Below are 15,809 nucleotides of genomic sequence, written 5' to 3'. Positions count from 1 at the left end.
TAGTAAAACAAGAGCCGCTTCAGAAACTCTGAAGCGGCTCTTGTTTTATTGAAGATCCGAGAAGGTTAGAAACCACCCTGGCCGGTTACGTTCAGGTTTTCGCCGGTTTCCACGCCCAGGAAGGGGTAGCGGTAATCGGTTACGGGTACGAAGGTTTCCTTGATGGCGCGCGGCGACACCCAGCGCAGCAGGTTCAGCAGAGAGCCAGCTTTGTCGTTGGTGCCGGAAGCGCGGGCTCCGCCGAAGGGCTGCTGACCTACCACGGCACCGGTAGGCTTGTCGTTGATGTAGAAGTTGCCGGCGGCCTGCACCAGCTTCTTCGAGGCTAGATCAATGGCGTAGCGGTCCTGAGAGAAGATAGCGCCGGTGAGAGCGTAGGGCGAGGTTGAATCTACTAGCTCCAGGGTTTGCTCAAACTCGGCCTCATCGTAGATGTACACCGTCACCACGGGGCCGAACAGCTCGTCGCACATGGTGGTGTACTTGGGGTCCTTGGTCACGATAACCGTGGGCTCGATGAAGTAGCCCTTCGACTTATCGTATCCGCCACCCGCCACAATTTCGGCGTTGCTATCGGCTTTGGCTCCATCAATGTACTTGGCCAGCTTATCGAAGGAAGTTTCGCTGATAACGGCGTTGATGAAGTTCGAGAAATCCTCTACGTCGCCCATTTTAAACGAGGCGAGGTCCTGCTTCACGTAGCCCAGAATTTCGTCGGCGAGGTTGCTGGGCAGGTAGATGCGCGAGGCAGCCGAGCACTTCTGGCCCTGGTACTCGAAAGCGCCGCGGGTAATAGCTGTAGCCACGGCCTTGGCGTGGGCCGAAGGGTGCGCCACAATGAAGTCTTTACCACCGGTTTCGCCCACAATGCGGGGGTAGGAACGGTAGCGCTTGATGTTCTGGCCAATCGTCTGCCAGATGTTCTGGAACACACCCGTAGAGCCGGTGAAGTGGATACCGGCGAAGTCACGGTGCTGGAAAATAACGTCGCCGGCTACGGGACCGTCCACGTAAATCAGGTTGATAACGCCGTCGGGCAGACCAGCCTCCTTAAACAGTTCCATCAGCACCTGCGCCGAGTAGATCTGGGTGTAGGCGGGCTTCCATACCACCACGTTGCCCATCAGGGCGGCAGAGGTAGGCAGGTTACCGGCAATGGAAGTGAAGTTGAAAGGCGTGAGGGCAAATACGAAGCCTTCCAGGGGGCGGTGCTCCAGGCGGTTCCACATGCCAGGCTGGCTCTGGGGCTGCTGGTGGTACAGCTCCTGCATGAAGTGCACATTGAAGCGGAAGAAGTCGATCAGCTCGCAGGCCGCGTCGATTTCCGCCTGGAAAGCGTTTTTGCTTTGGCCCAGCATGGTGGCCGCGTTGAGGCGGGCGCGGTAGGGGCCGGCCAGCAGTTCGGCAGCTTTCAGGAAGATGGCAGCGCGCTGCTCCCAGGGCAGCTCAGCCCACATGGGGCGGGCAGCTAGGGCGGCGTCAATGGCCTGCTGTACGTGGGAAGCATCTCCCTCGTGGAAGTAGCCGAGGGTGTGCTGGTGGTCGTGGGGCGGGAAGATGCGCTGGGTGTTGCCGGTGCGTACTTCCTGGCCGCCGATGTGCATAGGAATGTCGCGCTCCTGCTGCTTCAGCTCCTTCAGAGTCTTGAGCAGTTCGGTGCGCTCGGGCGAGTTGGGAGCATACCCTTTGACGGGTTCGTTGACCGGAGCGGGAACGTTAAAAAAGGCGTTGGCCATAGTCCTTACTGGATTTTGGGTGCTTAGATGGTGGAGGGGGTAGGGACAAAGGTAAGAGAGCTGCCTAAGATCTAGGGCAGAGTCGGCACACTACGGAGAATAAGCTACTTTCCGTTCTGCAAAAGTGTTTCTCTTGTCTTATTCGATTCACTATTTGTGCGAGGATTAATATTATGAGCAAGACGATATCTGCAGTTGCGCTGCTGTGCCTACTGACCAGCTGCAAAAAAGAAAAGATTGACCGACTGCCTGAAGCTACCCAAGAAGGTAAAAACACCGCGGGCTTCCTGACTGATGGTAAGGTGTTCAAGCCACAATCAGGAAATGGGTTTATTCCGGGGACGCCCGTCTATGGTTCCCGGGAGAAAAACAAAGGTGGAACGATATTAACCCTATCCTTTGCAGACTACCGGAGCGGACGACAGTCGAGTGTAGGGATTCGACTTGTGGACGTACACCAGCCGGGTACCTATACGCTCGATCAGCAAGAGACTATCATTTTAGGAGGGGTATCTCCGAGCTATTTAGTATACCACAATGATCTGATTGATCAACGGGCGCAATTTTATTCAGGGCCCAGTGCGCCAGTTATAGTTACGATTACCCGACTGGATACTATTAAGAACATCGTCTCCGGCACCTTCGAAGGTAGTCCGCTCGAAGATGGTGGCTCCCGTACGGTGAGTATAACCCAAGGTCGTTTCGACGTGAAGTTTGAGCGTCGGTAGTTTGTAGGTACAGCCCAGAACGGAAATTATTCGTTTCAGGCAAAGTCTATCTGCCTACCCTCGCTGTTATGCCCAAACCCGCTGCTACCTACCGCAACCCTATCTGGGACTTCGACTTTCCGGACCCTACCATCATCCAGGCGACGGATGGCTATTATTACGCCTACGGCACCCAGACGAAGCGGCCTGGCAACCTTATCATCAACTTGCAGGTAGCCCGCTCCCAGGATTTGGTGCACTGGGAATACCTGGGCGAAGGCCTGCCGCAGAAACCGATTTGGGCGAGTACTACGCAGAAGTTCTGGGCCCCGCACGTAAGTGAGCATAACGGCATTTACTACCTCTATTACTCAGCCAAACCTGATTCGGGCGCTGGGCTTTGCCTGGCCGTGGCTACCTCTGCTACCCCCGCCGGACCGTTCCGGGATGTAGGTGCCCCTTTGCAATGCGGCACAGGCTTCCTGGAAATCGACCCAATGGCGTTTGACGACCCCGCCACCGGCAAGCGGCTGCTGTACTGGGGTTCCGGCTTCGGGGCGCTGCGGGTACGGGAACTGGCCGAAGACCGACTTTCCTTCGCGCCGGGCAGTGAGGAAATAACCCTGCTGGAGCCCGCCGGGGCCGGCGACCCACACCGCTACGACCAACTGCTGGAAGGTAGCTGGGTGGTGCTGCGCCACGGCTGGTACTACCTCTTTTACTCCGGCAACAACTGCTGCGGCCCCGATGCGCACTACGGAGTCCTCGTGGCTCGGTCCCGCGCCGCCACCGGCCCCTTCGAAACTCTGGCCGATGCCACCGGCAACCCCTACGCTATGCTGCTGGAAGGCAACGAACACTGGCATGCCCCCGGCCACAACTGCGTCATCACGGACGGGGCCGGGCAGGACTGGCTGGCCTACCACGCCATCGACCCCCGGCAGCCCACCTTCGATGCTATTGATGATGAACAAGGCTTCTCGCGCCGCGTGATGCTGCTAGACCGGCTGGAATATGTGGATGGTTGGCCCCGGCTGGTTTCGGGTGGTACGCCCTCGTGGGAGGAGCAAGAAGGGCCAGCGGAGTGAAAGCAGGATAGAGAATAACCTTGCCCCACATGCTTAATTGGGAAAATACCCATTCGGCCTCCGGCTCCGCCACTCACGGTTGGCACCTAACCCATCGAATAAAAGAATCAGGCACACGATGCTGACTACCACAAGCTTGCCAGTAAATGCCCGCTCAGATGCCAGTAACGCATTCTGGTGGTCGTTATTGGAATAGCATACTTGCACAGAAGTACCTATTGACAGATCATCATGCGTGCTTCGGTTCGTGACTACGCGGGCATAAAACTCGTTGCCCTGTGGACGTTGGTACTTAACAATGAGGTAGTAAACGCCGCTGCTGCCCGAGCCTTCTTTGCTTAGGTGCCGACATACCGTTGCTGGTACTTGCGTACTGTGCAAGGTGCGCCATCGTTGCCCGGTTTTCCATAGAACCCCAAGCAATGCTATAACCGCTAGGGGAGGGAACAGCCACGCCCGCAACCATAAATTCAGGCTGGATTGCCGCGCCATTACGTTAATGGTTAGACCCGCTCCATCAGCTTCCTCACTAAGTGTTCCAGCTCCTGAAAAGAGCCCTCGTTGCGGAGGATGAGGTCGAAGTGGGGATAGGCGTCGAGGGCGGTTTCGCTGGGGTGGTGGTCGTCGCGGGTGCCGTCGCCGCGCTGGTGGAGCGGGTCGCCTTCTACACGCAACATCAGGCCGCCGCGGCTCCGGATCAGGTCGGCCTCGTTAGGGAAGCGCACATCCGGAATAAGAGTGCACTGGTCGGTAGGAAGGCGCGAGAAAAAGGCCTGCACCCAAATGTCAGGTTCCCATTGGCGCAGGGCCAGCCCCACCTGCTGCAGCATCTCACCGCGGGTGCGCCCGAAGGCGGGTAGGCGCTCGGCCTTGCCCGCCTGCGAAAAGTAGGGCGTGACGCCTTCACCGGCCAGGGCCGCGCACACGGCCTTAATGGGCTCGCCCACGGAGCGAATGTGCCACTTGCGCTCTGGCTGTAGCTGCTGAAGCATGCGGGCAATGGTGTCTTTGCCGCTGCCGCGACGTCCCGAGAGGCCGATGAGTCTGATCATGGGCGCAAAGGTAGCCAGGTTGCCGCGGTTAGTAGCCGAAACGCTATACTTGCCTATTACTCCAGCTCCCTCCAGACGCCTGCATTTACATGAAGCGAATTATTCTCAGCTGCTTGCCCCTGCTGCTATTCGGGTGTACCCCTACTTCATCTACCACAGTGCCAAACCGGCAAATCACGGTGGTGGGCTACGGCAAGGTTTCGGCGTATCCTGACCAGGCAGAAATTACGGTACAGGTATCCTTCACCAAGCCTAAACTGAAAGAGGCAGCGGCGGAAGTGCAGGCGGTTATTGGGCAGGTAAGCGGGGTAGTAAAACCCTTCATCCGGACGGCACAGGACCTGCGCACCAGCACCGTATCAACCAACAAAGACTACGAGTACCGAAATGGTAAGGAGGTATTCACTGGCTTCCAGGCCACGCAGTCCTTAACCATTACACTGGCCGATCTGAAGAAGCTAGAGCCGTTTATGGAGGCCCTGCTGCAAACCCGCATCAGCAGCATCCGGCACCTGAGCTACTCCCACACCCAGGCCGACAGCCTGCACCGGGAGGCTACCCTTATTGCCCTGCGCAACTCCCTGAAAGCCGCCGACAAGCTCTGCGCTGGGCTGGGGCAGAAGCGGGGTGCCGTGCTGCAGGTAGAAGAGAAGGTAGGCAGCGAAGAAGGCAACTGGGGTACTACCCCGCCCGTGGAAATGGAGCTCTACGGTAAAGGCATGGGTGGCCGCAGCTTCCGCCTTACCCCCGAACTGATAGAATACGCCGGCGCCGTACAAACCGTCGTGGCGCTGGAGTAGCAGCTTCTACAAAATGCCCTTCAACTCGCTCAGGCAGCTGATTTCGTAGGTGGTCTGGGCGAGGTGGCGGCGTTTCTCGGGGTTGAAGTACACTTGGTCGATGCCGGCATTATAAGCGCCCAGCACATCACACTCCAGGTTGTCGCCAATCATGAGGCTTTCCGGAGCCGTTGCGCCGGTGCGCTCCAGGGCGTGCTGGAAAATGCGGGCATCGGGCTTGAGGTGGCCGCAGCACTCCGAGGTAATGATTTCCTGGAAATACTCCGTCAGGCGGGAGGCGTTCAGCTTCACATACTGAATGTCCTTAAAGCCGTTGGTAATCAGGTGCAGCGCATAGCCTTTGTCGCGGAGGTAGTCGAGCACCTCGTAGGTGTAAGGGAATACCGCCGTTTTGTGGGGTAGCAGGTCCGTAAACTGCCCCGACATTTCGGCGGGCGCGTCGGCTTCTGCCAGGCCCAGCTTCACGAAGGCGCGTGGGAAGCGCGTGGCCCGCAACTGCTGCTGCGTGATTTTGCCGCCCTGGTACAAGCGCCACAAGCCGTGGTTGATGTCGGAATAAACCTGGATAAATTCCTCTACCGTAAAGGCACCGTAGCGGCCCAACTCATGCAGCTCAAAGAGGTGGCGCAGGGTTTCATCGGCGTTGGTTTCAAAATCCCACAGCGTATGATCGAGGTCGAAGAAAATGTGCCGGTATTTCAAAGGGGAAAGGAAGTAACAGGTGAACAGTAACAGGTAACAAGGTTTTCCAGCTCCGGCCCGACGGAGCAGGCGTTTAGAGCCTTGAGAGGGGGTAGGCAACTGGCGCAAACAGCGCGGGTGTCAAGTGGGCAGGTGCCTTTAGGATGGGGCCGGGGGTAGGGGCTACTCTATCAGGAGCCGATTAATAACCTGCCCCTCGCCCAAGTGTTCCCGCACAATATCGGGCGCGTCCTTGGGCTTTACATCGCCGTACACTGTGCCCTCGGGGTAAATAATGAGGGCCGCGCCGGCGCCTTTCTTGCAGTGCTTGCAGAGGTCAAGGCAGTTACAGGTTTGTACCCGGGTTTTGCGCTTTTCGCCGCCACTGAACAGGTTTTTCAGCCCCTGCTTTTTCAGCTCAATCTTCAGGGCCTTGGCTACATCCTTGCCCACCTCATTTTTCTGGGCATTGCAAACAAACAGGCGGGTAACAGCAGCGGCAGATTTCACGGAAAGCAGAAAAGTGTAAGATACGTAACGGGCCAGCTACCCCCGTAATCAGCGCGAATCAGGGACGCCCACCCAGCGGCGGTTTTGCAGCTTATACGCAGCCAGCTCGCGGTTCGACCAGAGCGTTTGGTAAATCTTCTGGTCGTGGAGTAGCTGCGGGTCGCGCTCCATATAGCTCAGCAGTTGGTGCAGAAAGTCCTGGGCTTCGTCTTTGATGAAATAGAACACCCAGTTGTCGAGGCGGCGGAAGTTGACAAGGCCCGCATTTTTCAGGTACGCTAGTTGCCTAGAGGTTTTGGTCTGGGTGAAATCCAGCACCTGCTCCAGATCAGAGATGCACATTTCCTGGTTGCGCCAGAGCAAATGCAGGATGCGCACCCGGCTATCGTCGCCGAGGGCTTTGAATAGTTGCTGGCCGAATGCAACGGTAAAGTGTTTGAGGCGCATCTTTAGACGAAAGCAGGAAAACAGAACCCTGAACCAAAACCGGCGGGCCCGAATTTACCTTAAACCCGCCAGCGGCCCCCGAAAGTGCCGTATCTTTGTCGCTTGTAATGCCTTGTATGTTTGTTGTGGCCCGAATTCGTCTTTCTTTCCTACCCGTCCTGCTCGGGTTAGTGCTGGTAGCGCTGCTACTGGTTCCCGGTGGTGCGCGGGCACAGGGCCAGCGCCAAGTGGTGCAGTTCACCGGCATCGTGGCCTCCGGCGACTCGCTGCTGGGTGTGCCCGGCGCGGCCGTGTTCGTGCCCAAAGCCGGGCGCGGCACCACTACCAACCCCTACGGCTACTTTTCCATACCGGTGCTGGCCGGCGACAGTATTGTGATTCGCAGCCTGGGCTACCGCAACCAGTACGTTATCATCCCGGCTAACTACCCCCGCCAAAGCTACTCCGTTATTGTGCAACTCAAGGAAGATGCTACGGTGCTGCCAGAGGTGCGCATCTTCCCCTACGCCACCGAAAAAGCGTTTAAAGAAGCTTTCCTGGCTATGAAAGCCCCTGCTGAAAGCGACCGGACCGCCGCCGAGAAGCTAAACGAGCAAACCATGCGGCGCATGTTTAACACGCTGCCCGTTACCAGCATGGGCAACTATCGTCAAACCATGCAGAGCCAGCAAAACGACCAGCTCCGGCGCATGGGCATGGGCCCCACGCCGGCTACCAACAACCCCTTGCTTAATCCCTTTAGCTGGCTGCAGCTCATCAAGCAGGTGAAGGATGGTGAGTTCAAAAAGAAAGAAGGGGTAGACTATTAGGGGAGGTGTGATTAAGTGAAGTGCTATAGCCAGGCAGCACGGCGGTTCCATCCGTCTTCTTTTCCTGAATAAGCTTTCTGACATGTGACAAGCCCTTATCATCAGCATTGATGATAAGGGCTTGTCACATGTCAGGGGGTAGGGAATTGGTTAGGACCCCTGGCCTGGATACTGGCTTGATGACACCTCACTCATTGCTACCTCATTTATCACAACCTCAACCAGTAATTTTCGGTAAGGATTTTGGCGCTTTTGCCTTAGTTCGTCGTATGCTTGCGCCGACAATCAGTTGTATCAGCTATGGATACGAACCTTCCGGCTACTACCCAGCCCCGCATTGTAATTATTGGCTGTGGCTTCGCGGGCCTGCGGCTAGCTAAAGATCTGGCCGACGCGCCCGTGCAGGTAGTCGTCATCGACCGGAATAACTACCACAACTTTCAGCCCCTGCTGTACCAGGTAGCCACTGGCGCCCTGGAAGCCGACAGCATTGCCTACCCCATCCGGAAGATTTTTGCCGGCCAGCCCAATTTCTTTTTCCGGATGGCCGACGTGCAGCGCGTGGACCATGCCCGCAACACGGTGGTAACCAACATTGGCGAAATCCGCTACGACCACTTGGTTATTGCTACTGGCTCACTCACCAATTATTTCGGGCTCGATACCATTGAGCGGAATGCCATGCAGATTAAGAGCGTACCAAACGCCCTGAACCTGCGCAGCTACCTGTTTCAGAATTTCGAAAAGGCGTTGCTCTGCGAAGACCCAGTACAGCGCCAGGCTTTGATGAACGTGGTAGTGGTAGGCGGTGGCCCTACCGGCGTGGAAATCTGCGGCTCCCTGGCCGAAATGCGCAAGGACGTGCTACCCCAAGACTACCCCGAGCTGGACCTGAAACAGATGGAAATCTATCTGGTAGAATCAGGCGGGGAGGTGCTGGGCCCTATGTCGGTTGACTCGCAGGTGCAGGCCAAGAAGTACCTGGAGGATATGGGCATCCACATTCGCCTGAATACCAAAGCGGCGCGATTCGAGGAGGGTAAGCTCTACTATTCCGACACGGAATATCTGCGCACCGAAAACCTAATTTGGGCCGCGGGCGTGAACGGCGCCGCTGTAGAGGGCCTTCCGGAGGAAGTGGTAGCCAAAAACAAGCGCATCAACGTGGATACCCTGAACCGCGTGCTGGGCACCAAAAACGTGTATGCCATTGGCGACGTGGCCAACATGGCAACCGAGGAGATGCCACGGGGCTACCCCATGCTGGCCCCAGTGGCAATTCAACAGGCCGAGCAGCTAGCTAAAAACTTCAAGCGCCTGCTACACGGCGAGACGCTACAGCCTTTCAAGTATTTCAACAAGGGTAGTATGGCCATTGTGGGGCGCAACCGTGCCGTGGTGGATCTGCCCGGCGACCGGCACTTCGGCGGTTTCCTGGGGTGGCTGACCTGGCTGTTTGTGCACCTCATGACGCTGGTGGGCTTCCGCAACAAAGCCGTTACGCTAGTCAGCTGGGCCATCAGCTACTTTACCGCCGACAAAGCCCTGCGACTCATCATCCGGCCCTACAAGCGACACGATTTCAAGGACGACAAAGGGAAAACCTCGGCCCAGCACAACGCCTCCACTCCCGAGTATAACCCTCCGGTACCCGCCCCGAAAGCAGCTGTGGTAGGAGGGTAGATTGATAGGTGGAATTATGCACAACGGATACCCTGTCTGATAAGGCGGGGTATTTTTTTAGGGCTATTTTGAAAAATAGCATCCCGTTTCTCGGAGGAAGCCCTTAGATTAAGAGCCGATTTACAACAACACGGCTTTTTATGCACGACCTGCTTCCCATTGCGTTTGCCTTCTTGGCTGGCATGGGGCATGCCTTCGAGGCCGACCACCTCATTGCCGTCAGCACGCTGGTAGCTCGGCATGATAACCGCCTTCGGGCCGTGCAAGAGGGCCTGTTCTGGGGCTTAGGACACACTACTACCTTGGTCGTGTTTGGCGGCGCGTTGCTGCTAAGTCGGGCGCTGGTGAGCCATTCTAACTACTTCGAGGCAGCAGTAGGGCTGATGCTACTTGTAATGGGCCTGAGCCGCCTCACCGACAAAAGCTACTACCAAACCGGGCCGCCCCGCTACCGCCGCGGCACGGCCTACGCCGTGGGCTTGGTACACGGCCTGGCCGGCAGCGGGGCTTTGGTGCTGCTGCTCATGGGTAGCCTGAAAAACCCCTGGCTCGGAGTGGCCTACCTGCTGCTGTTCGGGTTGGGTTCGGTGCTGGGTATGCTGGGCGCTACCGGCCTGATGAGCATTCCCTTCACTCAACGCATGCGCTTCAGCCGCAATCTGCGCGCCGGCATGGTGGTAGCCTCGGCCCTGCTCAGCATTGGCTACGGTGGCTGGATGGTATACGGGAATTTATTTAAAGCAGAAAACCAGGAGCTTCGAACTCAAGCGCCCGTCCTGCCTACCCCCGCCCACACCAGCAACCCCTCCGGTTTACGCTCCAACCTGTAAGCTTCCGTTCCTGCCCATGCATCTTTCGCCCAAAGACCTCGATAAGCTGATGCTACACCAAGCCGGCGTGGTAGCCCAGAAACGCTATGCCCGCGGCCTGCCCCTCAACTACCCCGAAGCCGTGGCTTTGCTGGCTACCCAGCTGCTGGAGTTCATCCGCGACGGTGAAACGGTGGCCGTGCTCATGAATAAGGGCAAGCAGATTCTGGGCCTCCAGGACGTACTGCCCGGCGTGGCCGACCTGGTGGCCGAGGTGCAGGTAGAAGGTACTTTCCCCGATGGCACCAAGCTCGTCACGGTGCACTACCCTATCTGTCGGGAGCAAGGCTCTCCGGAGCTGGCCCTCTACGGTTCCGGCCTCACCCGCGCCCAGCCCGCCGCTCCCACATTGCCCGCGCCCCCGCCCGGCGAGTACCAGCTTCAAGCCACCGACCTGATCCTGAACGAAGGCCGCGAAACCCTCACTGTAGAAGTCCTCAACCGCGGCGACCGGCCCATTCAGGTTGGTTCCCACTACCCCTTTTTCGAGACCAACGCCGCGCTCGACTTTGACCGTGCCGCTGCCCGTGGCTTCCGCCTCAACATCCCGGCCGGCACCGCCGTCCGCTTCGAGCCCGGCGAGCGGAAGCGGGTGCAGCTCGTGGCCCTAGCAGGGGAGAGAATCGTGTACGGCGGCAACGCACGGATTAATGGAAAGGTAGAGTGACGATCCTACCTGCATGTGCTGCTAAGCGCAGTTGAACTGGTTTTACCGCTTGGCTACTGAGCTGATGGAGTAGCTGGAAGTAATAACAAGTTAATCCTGCTTAGCCAGAGAAGGCCTATTAAGCTAAGTAATCATCCTACTATGTCCCTTTCCCTTGACCGGCGCGCCTACGCCGATATGTACGGCCCTACCACCGGCGACCGGGTGCGGTTGGGTGATACCAGCCTCGTGATTGAGGTGGAAAAAGACTTCTGCACCTACGGCGAAGAATGCAAATTCGGTGGGGGCAAGGTGCTGCGCGACGGCATGGGCCAGGCCGCCGGTATTCTGCAAGCTGAGGCCCTTGACCTGCTCATCACCAACGCCCTGGTGCTCGACTACACTGGCATCTATAAGGCGGATATTGGGGTGAAAAAAGGCCGTATCAGCGGCATTGGCAAGGCCGGTAACCCGCATATTATGCCGGGCGTTACGCCTGGCATGACGGTGGGCGTGACCACGGAGGTAGTAGCCGGGGAGGGCCTGATTCTGACGGCCGGTGGCATCGACTGCCACATCCATTTCATCTGTCCCCAGCAGATTGACGAAGCCCTGGCTTCGGGCCTGACCACGATGCTGGGCGGCGGCACCGGCCCCTCGGCGGGTACCAGCGCCACTACCTGTACGCCGGGGGCCTTCTACATTGAGATGATGCTGAAGGCAACCGATACGTTTCCGCTCAACTTTGGCTTTCTGGGCAAGGGCAACACCTCCCGACCCGAAGGGCTGCGGGAGCAGCTGGAGGCCGGTGCCCTAGGGTTCAAGCTGCACGAAGATTGGGGCACTACCCCCGCCACCATCGACACCTGCCTGCAAGTGGCCGAGGAGTACGATGTGCAGGTGTGCATCCATACCGATACGCTCAACGAAAGCGGCTTTGTAGAAAACTCGGTGGGTGCGTTCAAGGGACGCACCATTCACTCCTACCACACCGAAGGCGCCGGCGGCGGCCACGCCCCCGACATCATCAAAATCTGCGGGGAGCCCAACGTGATTCCCTCGTCCACCAACCCTACCCGGCCCTTCACCCGCAACACCATCGATGAGCACCTCGACATGCTCATGGTCTGCCACCACCTCGACCGGAACATCCCCGAGGACGTGGCCTTTGCCGAAAGCCGCATTCGGGGCGAGACGATTGCCGCCGAGGACATCCTGCACGATATGGGGGCCTTGAGCATCATTTCCTCCGACTCCCAGGCGATGGGGCGGGTAGGAGAGGTAGTAACGCGCACTTGGCAAACGGCCCACAAAATGCGCGAGCAGCGCGGCCTGCTCCCCGAAGACGCGGCCCGCGGCACCGACAACTTCCGGGCCCGGCGCTACGTGGCCAAATACACCATTAACCCTGCCCGCGCCCACGGCTTCGCGGAGGAAATTGGCTCCGTGGAGCTGGGCAAGCTGGCCGACTTGGTGCTGTGGAAGCCTGCTTTCTTTGGCTCTCGGCCCGAAATGGTCATCAAGGGCGGCGTTATTGCCCGCAGCCAGATGGGTGATGCCAACGCCTCCATTCCTACGCCTCAGCCTTCGTTTTCGCGGCCCATGTTCGGGGCGTTTGGCGGGGCTACCGGGCCTACGTCGCTGGCCTTTGTATCGGCGGCTTCGGTGGAGCACGTGCGCGCTACCTACGGGCTGAAGAAAAGGGTAGTGGCCGTGAAGGGCTGCCGCACCGTGACCAAACAGGATATGGCCCTGAACGACTACCTCCCCAACATTGCCGTGGACCCCGAAACCTACCGCGTTACCGTGGATGGCGTGCACCTCACCTGCGAGCCGGTAGATAAGCTGCCACTGGCCCAGTTGTACAACCTCTTTTAGCCCCTGTATCGTCGCACATCCTACTGTCATTCCGCGCGAGACGAGGAATCTGGGGTAGCCTCCAAGGAGTAAGCTTCCTTGTCCCTGGCTTGATGCGCCATATGCGCCAAACAACCGCTCAACGTTACGTACCACCGCCGTGTCAACCCGCCTTGCCCGCCTGTTTCACCTCGCCGATTCGGCCCTGCCGACGGGTGGCTTCGCCTACTCATATGGGCTGGAGAGCAGCCGCACGTTTGGGCTGGTGCGGAATCAGGTGGGCGTGCGCAACTACCTGTATTCCTACTTGCAGCAGGTGGTAGGGCTGGAAATTCCGTTTTTGAACTCTTGCTTCCGGGTAACATTGCCCGCTGACGCCCACTTGCTACCCCTCATCGTAGCTGAATACGACGCGCAGCTGCTGGTGCCGGCCCTGCACAAAGGCAGCCTTACCCAGGGCAAAACCTGGCTGCGGGTGCTGCACTCGTTTCAGCCGGCGGCGGGGGTAGCAGAAGTGGGCGAGTGGTTTGCCCAGGAGGAGGTACCGCTTCATTTCGTGCCGGTGCTGGCCCTCAGCCTCGCCCGGCTGGGGTACACCCTGCCCGAAATTCATACGCTCTATCTGCACCTGGCCTTGCGCGACCAAATCAGCGCCGCTATCCGGTTGGGCTGTCTGGGGCCCATGGAAGGCCACCGGCTGCAGCACGAGTTCTACGCCATTTTCGACGATTTGCTGGCCGGCGCCGAAACCGCGGACTACCGCATGGCCGCTCGTTCCGCCAATCTGCTCGATGCCGCCCAGATGCTACACGAGCAAGTATACTCTCGCCTTTTTCAGAACTGAATGCTGCTGTTTTCCTCTTGAAAAGTGCCTGTCATCGGGAGTAGTGCAAAAACTCTCTACTACGCATAGTTTCTGCTACCCCTTCGCCAAGCGCCAAAGGTCCTTAGCGTTAGGCAGCCTGACAGATAGATTTATTCCATCGTATCCTTTCCTGGCTTTCTGCTATGGCTTTCATCGATAAGCTTGCCCTGCTGCTCCACGGTCACACCCACGAGTATTATGATTCGCCGGGCGACTACGCGCAGCGCGAAACGCGGCGCCTGCCCTCACACCGCAACTTTCGGCAGCGCGCCTTCACCGTGGGCATCGGCGGGCCCGTGGGTACCGGCAAAACGGCCCTGCTGAAAGCCCTCTGCGAGCGGCTGCGGCATGAGTTCGAGCTGGGCGTAGTCACCAACGACATCTTCACCCGCGAAGACGCCGAGTTCCTCATCCGGCACAGCGCCCTGAGCGAAGACCGGATTGTGGGCGTAGAAACCGGTGGCTGCCCCCACGCGGCCATTCGGGAAGATATTTCGCTGAACATGGACGCGCTGGAAGGTCTGATGGCGCGCTTCAACAACCAGCTCGACTACCTCTTCGTGGAAAGCGGGGGCGACAACCTGGCGGCCCACTTCAGCCGGGAGCTGGTTGATTTCTCCATCTACGTCATCGACGTATCGGGCGGCGACAAGGTGCCGCGCAAGGGCGGCCCCGGCATTACCCAATCCGACCTGCTGGTTATCAACAAAACCGACCTAGCCGAGCTGGTTCGCGCCGACCTCGGTGTGATGGACCGCGACGCCCGGCGCATGCGCGGCGACGGGCCCTTTCTGTTTGCCCGCGCCCTCCACGGCCACGGCCTCGACGATATTATTCAGCACATCCACGCCGCCAAAACCCGGGCCCTAGAATCCGTGCGAGAGGACAGGAGGTAGGCGAGAAATAATCGGCTTAGTACTTCCTGCGGCCCGGATGATACCCTAACAATTCCGGCGCGGCTAAGGCCTCGTAAAGAGCTTCGTAAACAGCTTGCAGCGCGTGGCGGCTGGTGCCTAGGGCGCGAAGCAAGTGTACCCCCGGGCGCACCTCAGTCACGGCCACCACGCATTCCTGAGTGAACAGTTCGGGCGAAAGTCCGTCGCGGGAATGGGGCTGCAGGTCATCCAGCGCCACCCGAAGCCGTTGAAATCTGGGGTCCGTCGGGGATCCGACCAGGTACACGGCCAGCGAGGTTTGATACCGGTCGAAGTGCGCGGGAGAGGTAGCAATGTGCTCGGCGGGCCGGAAGGCAAACCGGTCGAGCACTACCAACTTGCCGCCCACACTCACCCGCAGCTCCGACTCGTAGGAAGTAAACGCGAACTGCTCGCCGCTGTCCATCCGACCCGAGTGAAACCAGTCGGCCAGCAGCAGCAGGGCGCCGGGCGCTACGTGCCAGTGCTGGTGCTGGCGGTAGCAACTTTCAGCCTGAAGCACCACGGGGTCAGGCAGCACGGCGGCCAGCGCGCCGGCTTCCAGGTGTCCTTCGGTGAGTTGCTGGGCTATGCTACCCCCGGGCGAGCGGTAAATGCGGGTGTTGGCCTGGGTGCCCAGCAGAAAACGCGCCCCCGCCCGCCCCGTTACCCGCAGCCGGATAACGTCGCCGGCCAGCAGGCCGCCCCCGTAGCTGGACAGCACCACGTGGCAGCTGCCACCCGCCGCGCGCGGGTTCAGAAGCTTCAGGGGTTGCTCGCTACGGCTCATCGTCAGCACCGAGTGGTCCCGTACGCACGTAATTTCCAGCTCGCTCCAGGTAGCGGGGGCAGCAGGGGGTAGGGGGCTGGGAAGGGAGGCTGACGCAGAATCCAAGGCGGAGAGAAGTGAGAATAAGCTGGGCCGAGCAGCAGCCCCGGGCAAAATAAGCCCTAAATCGTATGTGGTGGACTAGTATCTTCCATCAGAAGCCGGGCTCAACTTCACTTCCTGCTTCTCCTCTTCTGAGGTTATGATAAAAGCTGGTACTCCTGCTCGGGCTACTGGCCCCCACTACGCTGCGGGTGCAAACCACCCCGCACCCACTTACGGCCCGCGACTTGCAGCAGCTGCGCAACATCTAGGG

The 15,809-nt window shown here is 58.9% G+C and carries 16 protein-coding genes; 10 read left to right on the top strand and 6 right to left on the bottom strand.

Annotated features, from left to right (window positions below; genetic code table 11):
• Positions 1 to 65: 65 nt before the first annotated feature.
• The gene (pruA, locus tag DNI29_RS13535; protein ID WP_110978639.1) at positions 66 to 1,736 is read right to left on the bottom strand and encodes an L-glutamate gamma-semialdehyde dehydrogenase; all 1,671 of its coding nucleotides are present in this window, start codon (positions 1,734 to 1,736) and stop codon (positions 66 to 68) included.
• 173 nt (positions 1,737 to 1,909) lie between these two features.
• Here pruA and DNI29_RS13530 point away from each other — a divergent pair, with 173 nt between their 5' ends.
• Together DNI29_RS13530 and DNI29_RS13525 are read left to right on the top strand one after the other, a co-directional pair.
• Positions 1,910 to 2,464: a Riean_0653 family protein gene (locus DNI29_RS13530; RefSeq protein ID WP_110978638.1), complete on the top strand. Its 555-nt coding sequence runs from the start codon at positions 1,910 to 1,912 to the stop codon at positions 2,462 to 2,464.
• A 68-nt stretch (positions 2,465 to 2,532) separates the two neighbouring features.
• Positions 2,533 to 3,531, top strand: a complete 999-nt coding sequence (locus DNI29_RS13525; RefSeq protein WP_110978637.1) for a glycoside hydrolase family 43 protein — start codon at positions 2,533 to 2,535, stop codon at positions 3,529 to 3,531.
• 503 nt (positions 3,532 to 4,034) lie between these two features.
• On the opposite strand, the gene DNI29_RS13515 is transcribed toward DNI29_RS13525, so the two are convergent.
• Positions 4,035 to 4,583 (bottom strand): hypothetical protein, encoded by a 549-nt coding sequence (locus DNI29_RS13515; RefSeq protein WP_110978635.1) that lies wholly within the window; start codon positions 4,581 to 4,583, stop codon positions 4,035 to 4,037.
• A gap of 89 nt (positions 4,584 to 4,672) precedes the next feature.
• Here DNI29_RS13515 and DNI29_RS13510 point away from each other — a divergent pair, with 89 nt between their 5' ends.
• On the top strand, positions 4,673 to 5,383 hold the full coding sequence (locus DNI29_RS13510; protein ID WP_110978634.1) for an SIMPL domain-containing protein: 711 nt from the start codon (positions 4,673 to 4,675) through the stop codon (positions 5,381 to 5,383).
• 6 nt (positions 5,384 to 5,389) lie between these two features.
• Here the strand turns inward: DNI29_RS13510 and DNI29_RS13505 are convergent, their stop codons facing one another.
• The 3 genes from DNI29_RS13505 to DNI29_RS13495 form a co-directional block, all read right to left on the bottom strand.
• A complete protein-coding gene (locus tag DNI29_RS13505; RefSeq protein WP_110978633.1) occupies positions 5,390 to 6,085 on the bottom strand; it encodes a YjjG family noncanonical pyrimidine nucleotidase in 696 nt (231 codons plus the stop codon).
• A gap of 162 nt (positions 6,086 to 6,247) precedes the next feature.
• Entirely contained in the window at positions 6,248 to 6,574 is a 327-nt protein-coding gene (locus tag DNI29_RS13500) for a (2Fe-2S) ferredoxin domain-containing protein (RefSeq protein ID WP_110978632.1), read from the bottom strand.
• 48 nt (positions 6,575 to 6,622) lie between these two features.
• Positions 6,623 to 7,021 (bottom strand): ArsR/SmtB family transcription factor, encoded by a 399-nt coding sequence (locus tag DNI29_RS13495; RefSeq protein ID WP_110978631.1) that lies wholly within the window; start codon positions 7,019 to 7,021, stop codon positions 6,623 to 6,625.
• Between the two features lie 125 nt (positions 7,022 to 7,146).
• Here DNI29_RS13495 and DNI29_RS13490 point away from each other — a divergent pair, with 125 nt between their 5' ends.
• The 7 genes from DNI29_RS13490 (at position 7,147) to ureG (ending at position 14,646) form a co-directional block, all read left to right on the top strand.
• On the top strand, positions 7,147 to 7,830 hold the full coding sequence (locus DNI29_RS13490; RefSeq protein ID WP_162303608.1) for a carboxypeptidase-like regulatory domain-containing protein: 684 nt from the start codon (positions 7,147 to 7,149) through the stop codon (positions 7,828 to 7,830).
• Positions 7,831 to 8,130: 300 nt separating this feature from the next.
• A complete protein-coding gene (locus DNI29_RS13485) occupies positions 8,131 to 9,513 on the top strand; it encodes an NAD(P)/FAD-dependent oxidoreductase (RefSeq protein ID WP_110978629.1) in 1,383 nt (460 codons plus the stop codon).
• Positions 9,514 to 9,653: 140 nt separating this feature from the next.
• Entirely contained in the window at positions 9,654 to 10,343 is a 690-nt protein-coding gene (locus DNI29_RS13480) for an urease accessory protein (protein ID WP_110978628.1), read from the top strand.
• A 16-nt stretch (positions 10,344 to 10,359) separates the two neighbouring features.
• The gene (locus DNI29_RS13475) at positions 10,360 to 11,049 is read left to right on the top strand and encodes an urease subunit beta (protein ID WP_110978627.1); all 690 of its coding nucleotides are present in this window, start codon (positions 10,360 to 10,362) and stop codon (positions 11,047 to 11,049) included.
• Positions 11,050 to 11,190: 141 nt separating this feature from the next.
• Positions 11,191 to 12,906, top strand: coding sequence for an urease subunit alpha (gene ureC, locus DNI29_RS13470; protein WP_110978626.1), 1,716 nt, complete (start codon positions 11,191 to 11,193; stop codon positions 12,904 to 12,906).
• A 139-nt stretch (positions 12,907 to 13,045) separates the two neighbouring features.
• Entirely contained in the window at positions 13,046 to 13,729 is a 684-nt protein-coding gene (locus tag DNI29_RS13465) for an urease accessory protein UreF (protein WP_110978625.1), read from the top strand.
• Positions 13,730 to 13,893: 164 nt separating this feature from the next.
• Positions 13,894 to 14,646, top strand: coding sequence for an urease accessory protein UreG (gene ureG / locus DNI29_RS13460; RefSeq protein ID WP_110978624.1), 753 nt, complete (start codon positions 13,894 to 13,896; stop codon positions 14,644 to 14,646).
• 16 nt (positions 14,647 to 14,662) lie between these two features.
• Here the strand turns inward: ureG and DNI29_RS13455 are convergent, their stop codons facing one another.
• Positions 14,663 to 15,559, bottom strand: a complete 897-nt coding sequence (locus DNI29_RS13455) for an urease accessory protein UreD (protein WP_110978623.1) — start codon at positions 15,557 to 15,559, stop codon at positions 14,663 to 14,665.
• Positions 15,560 to 15,809 lie beyond the last annotated feature (250 nt).

This window comes from Hymenobacter sediminis, from assembly GCF_003231285.1.
Classification (GTDB): domain Bacteria; phylum Bacteroidota; class Bacteroidia; order Cytophagales; family Hymenobacteraceae; genus Hymenobacter; species Hymenobacter sediminis.
Note: the sequence above shows the minus strand (reverse complement) of the source record. Positions and strands in the feature narration are given on the sequence as shown.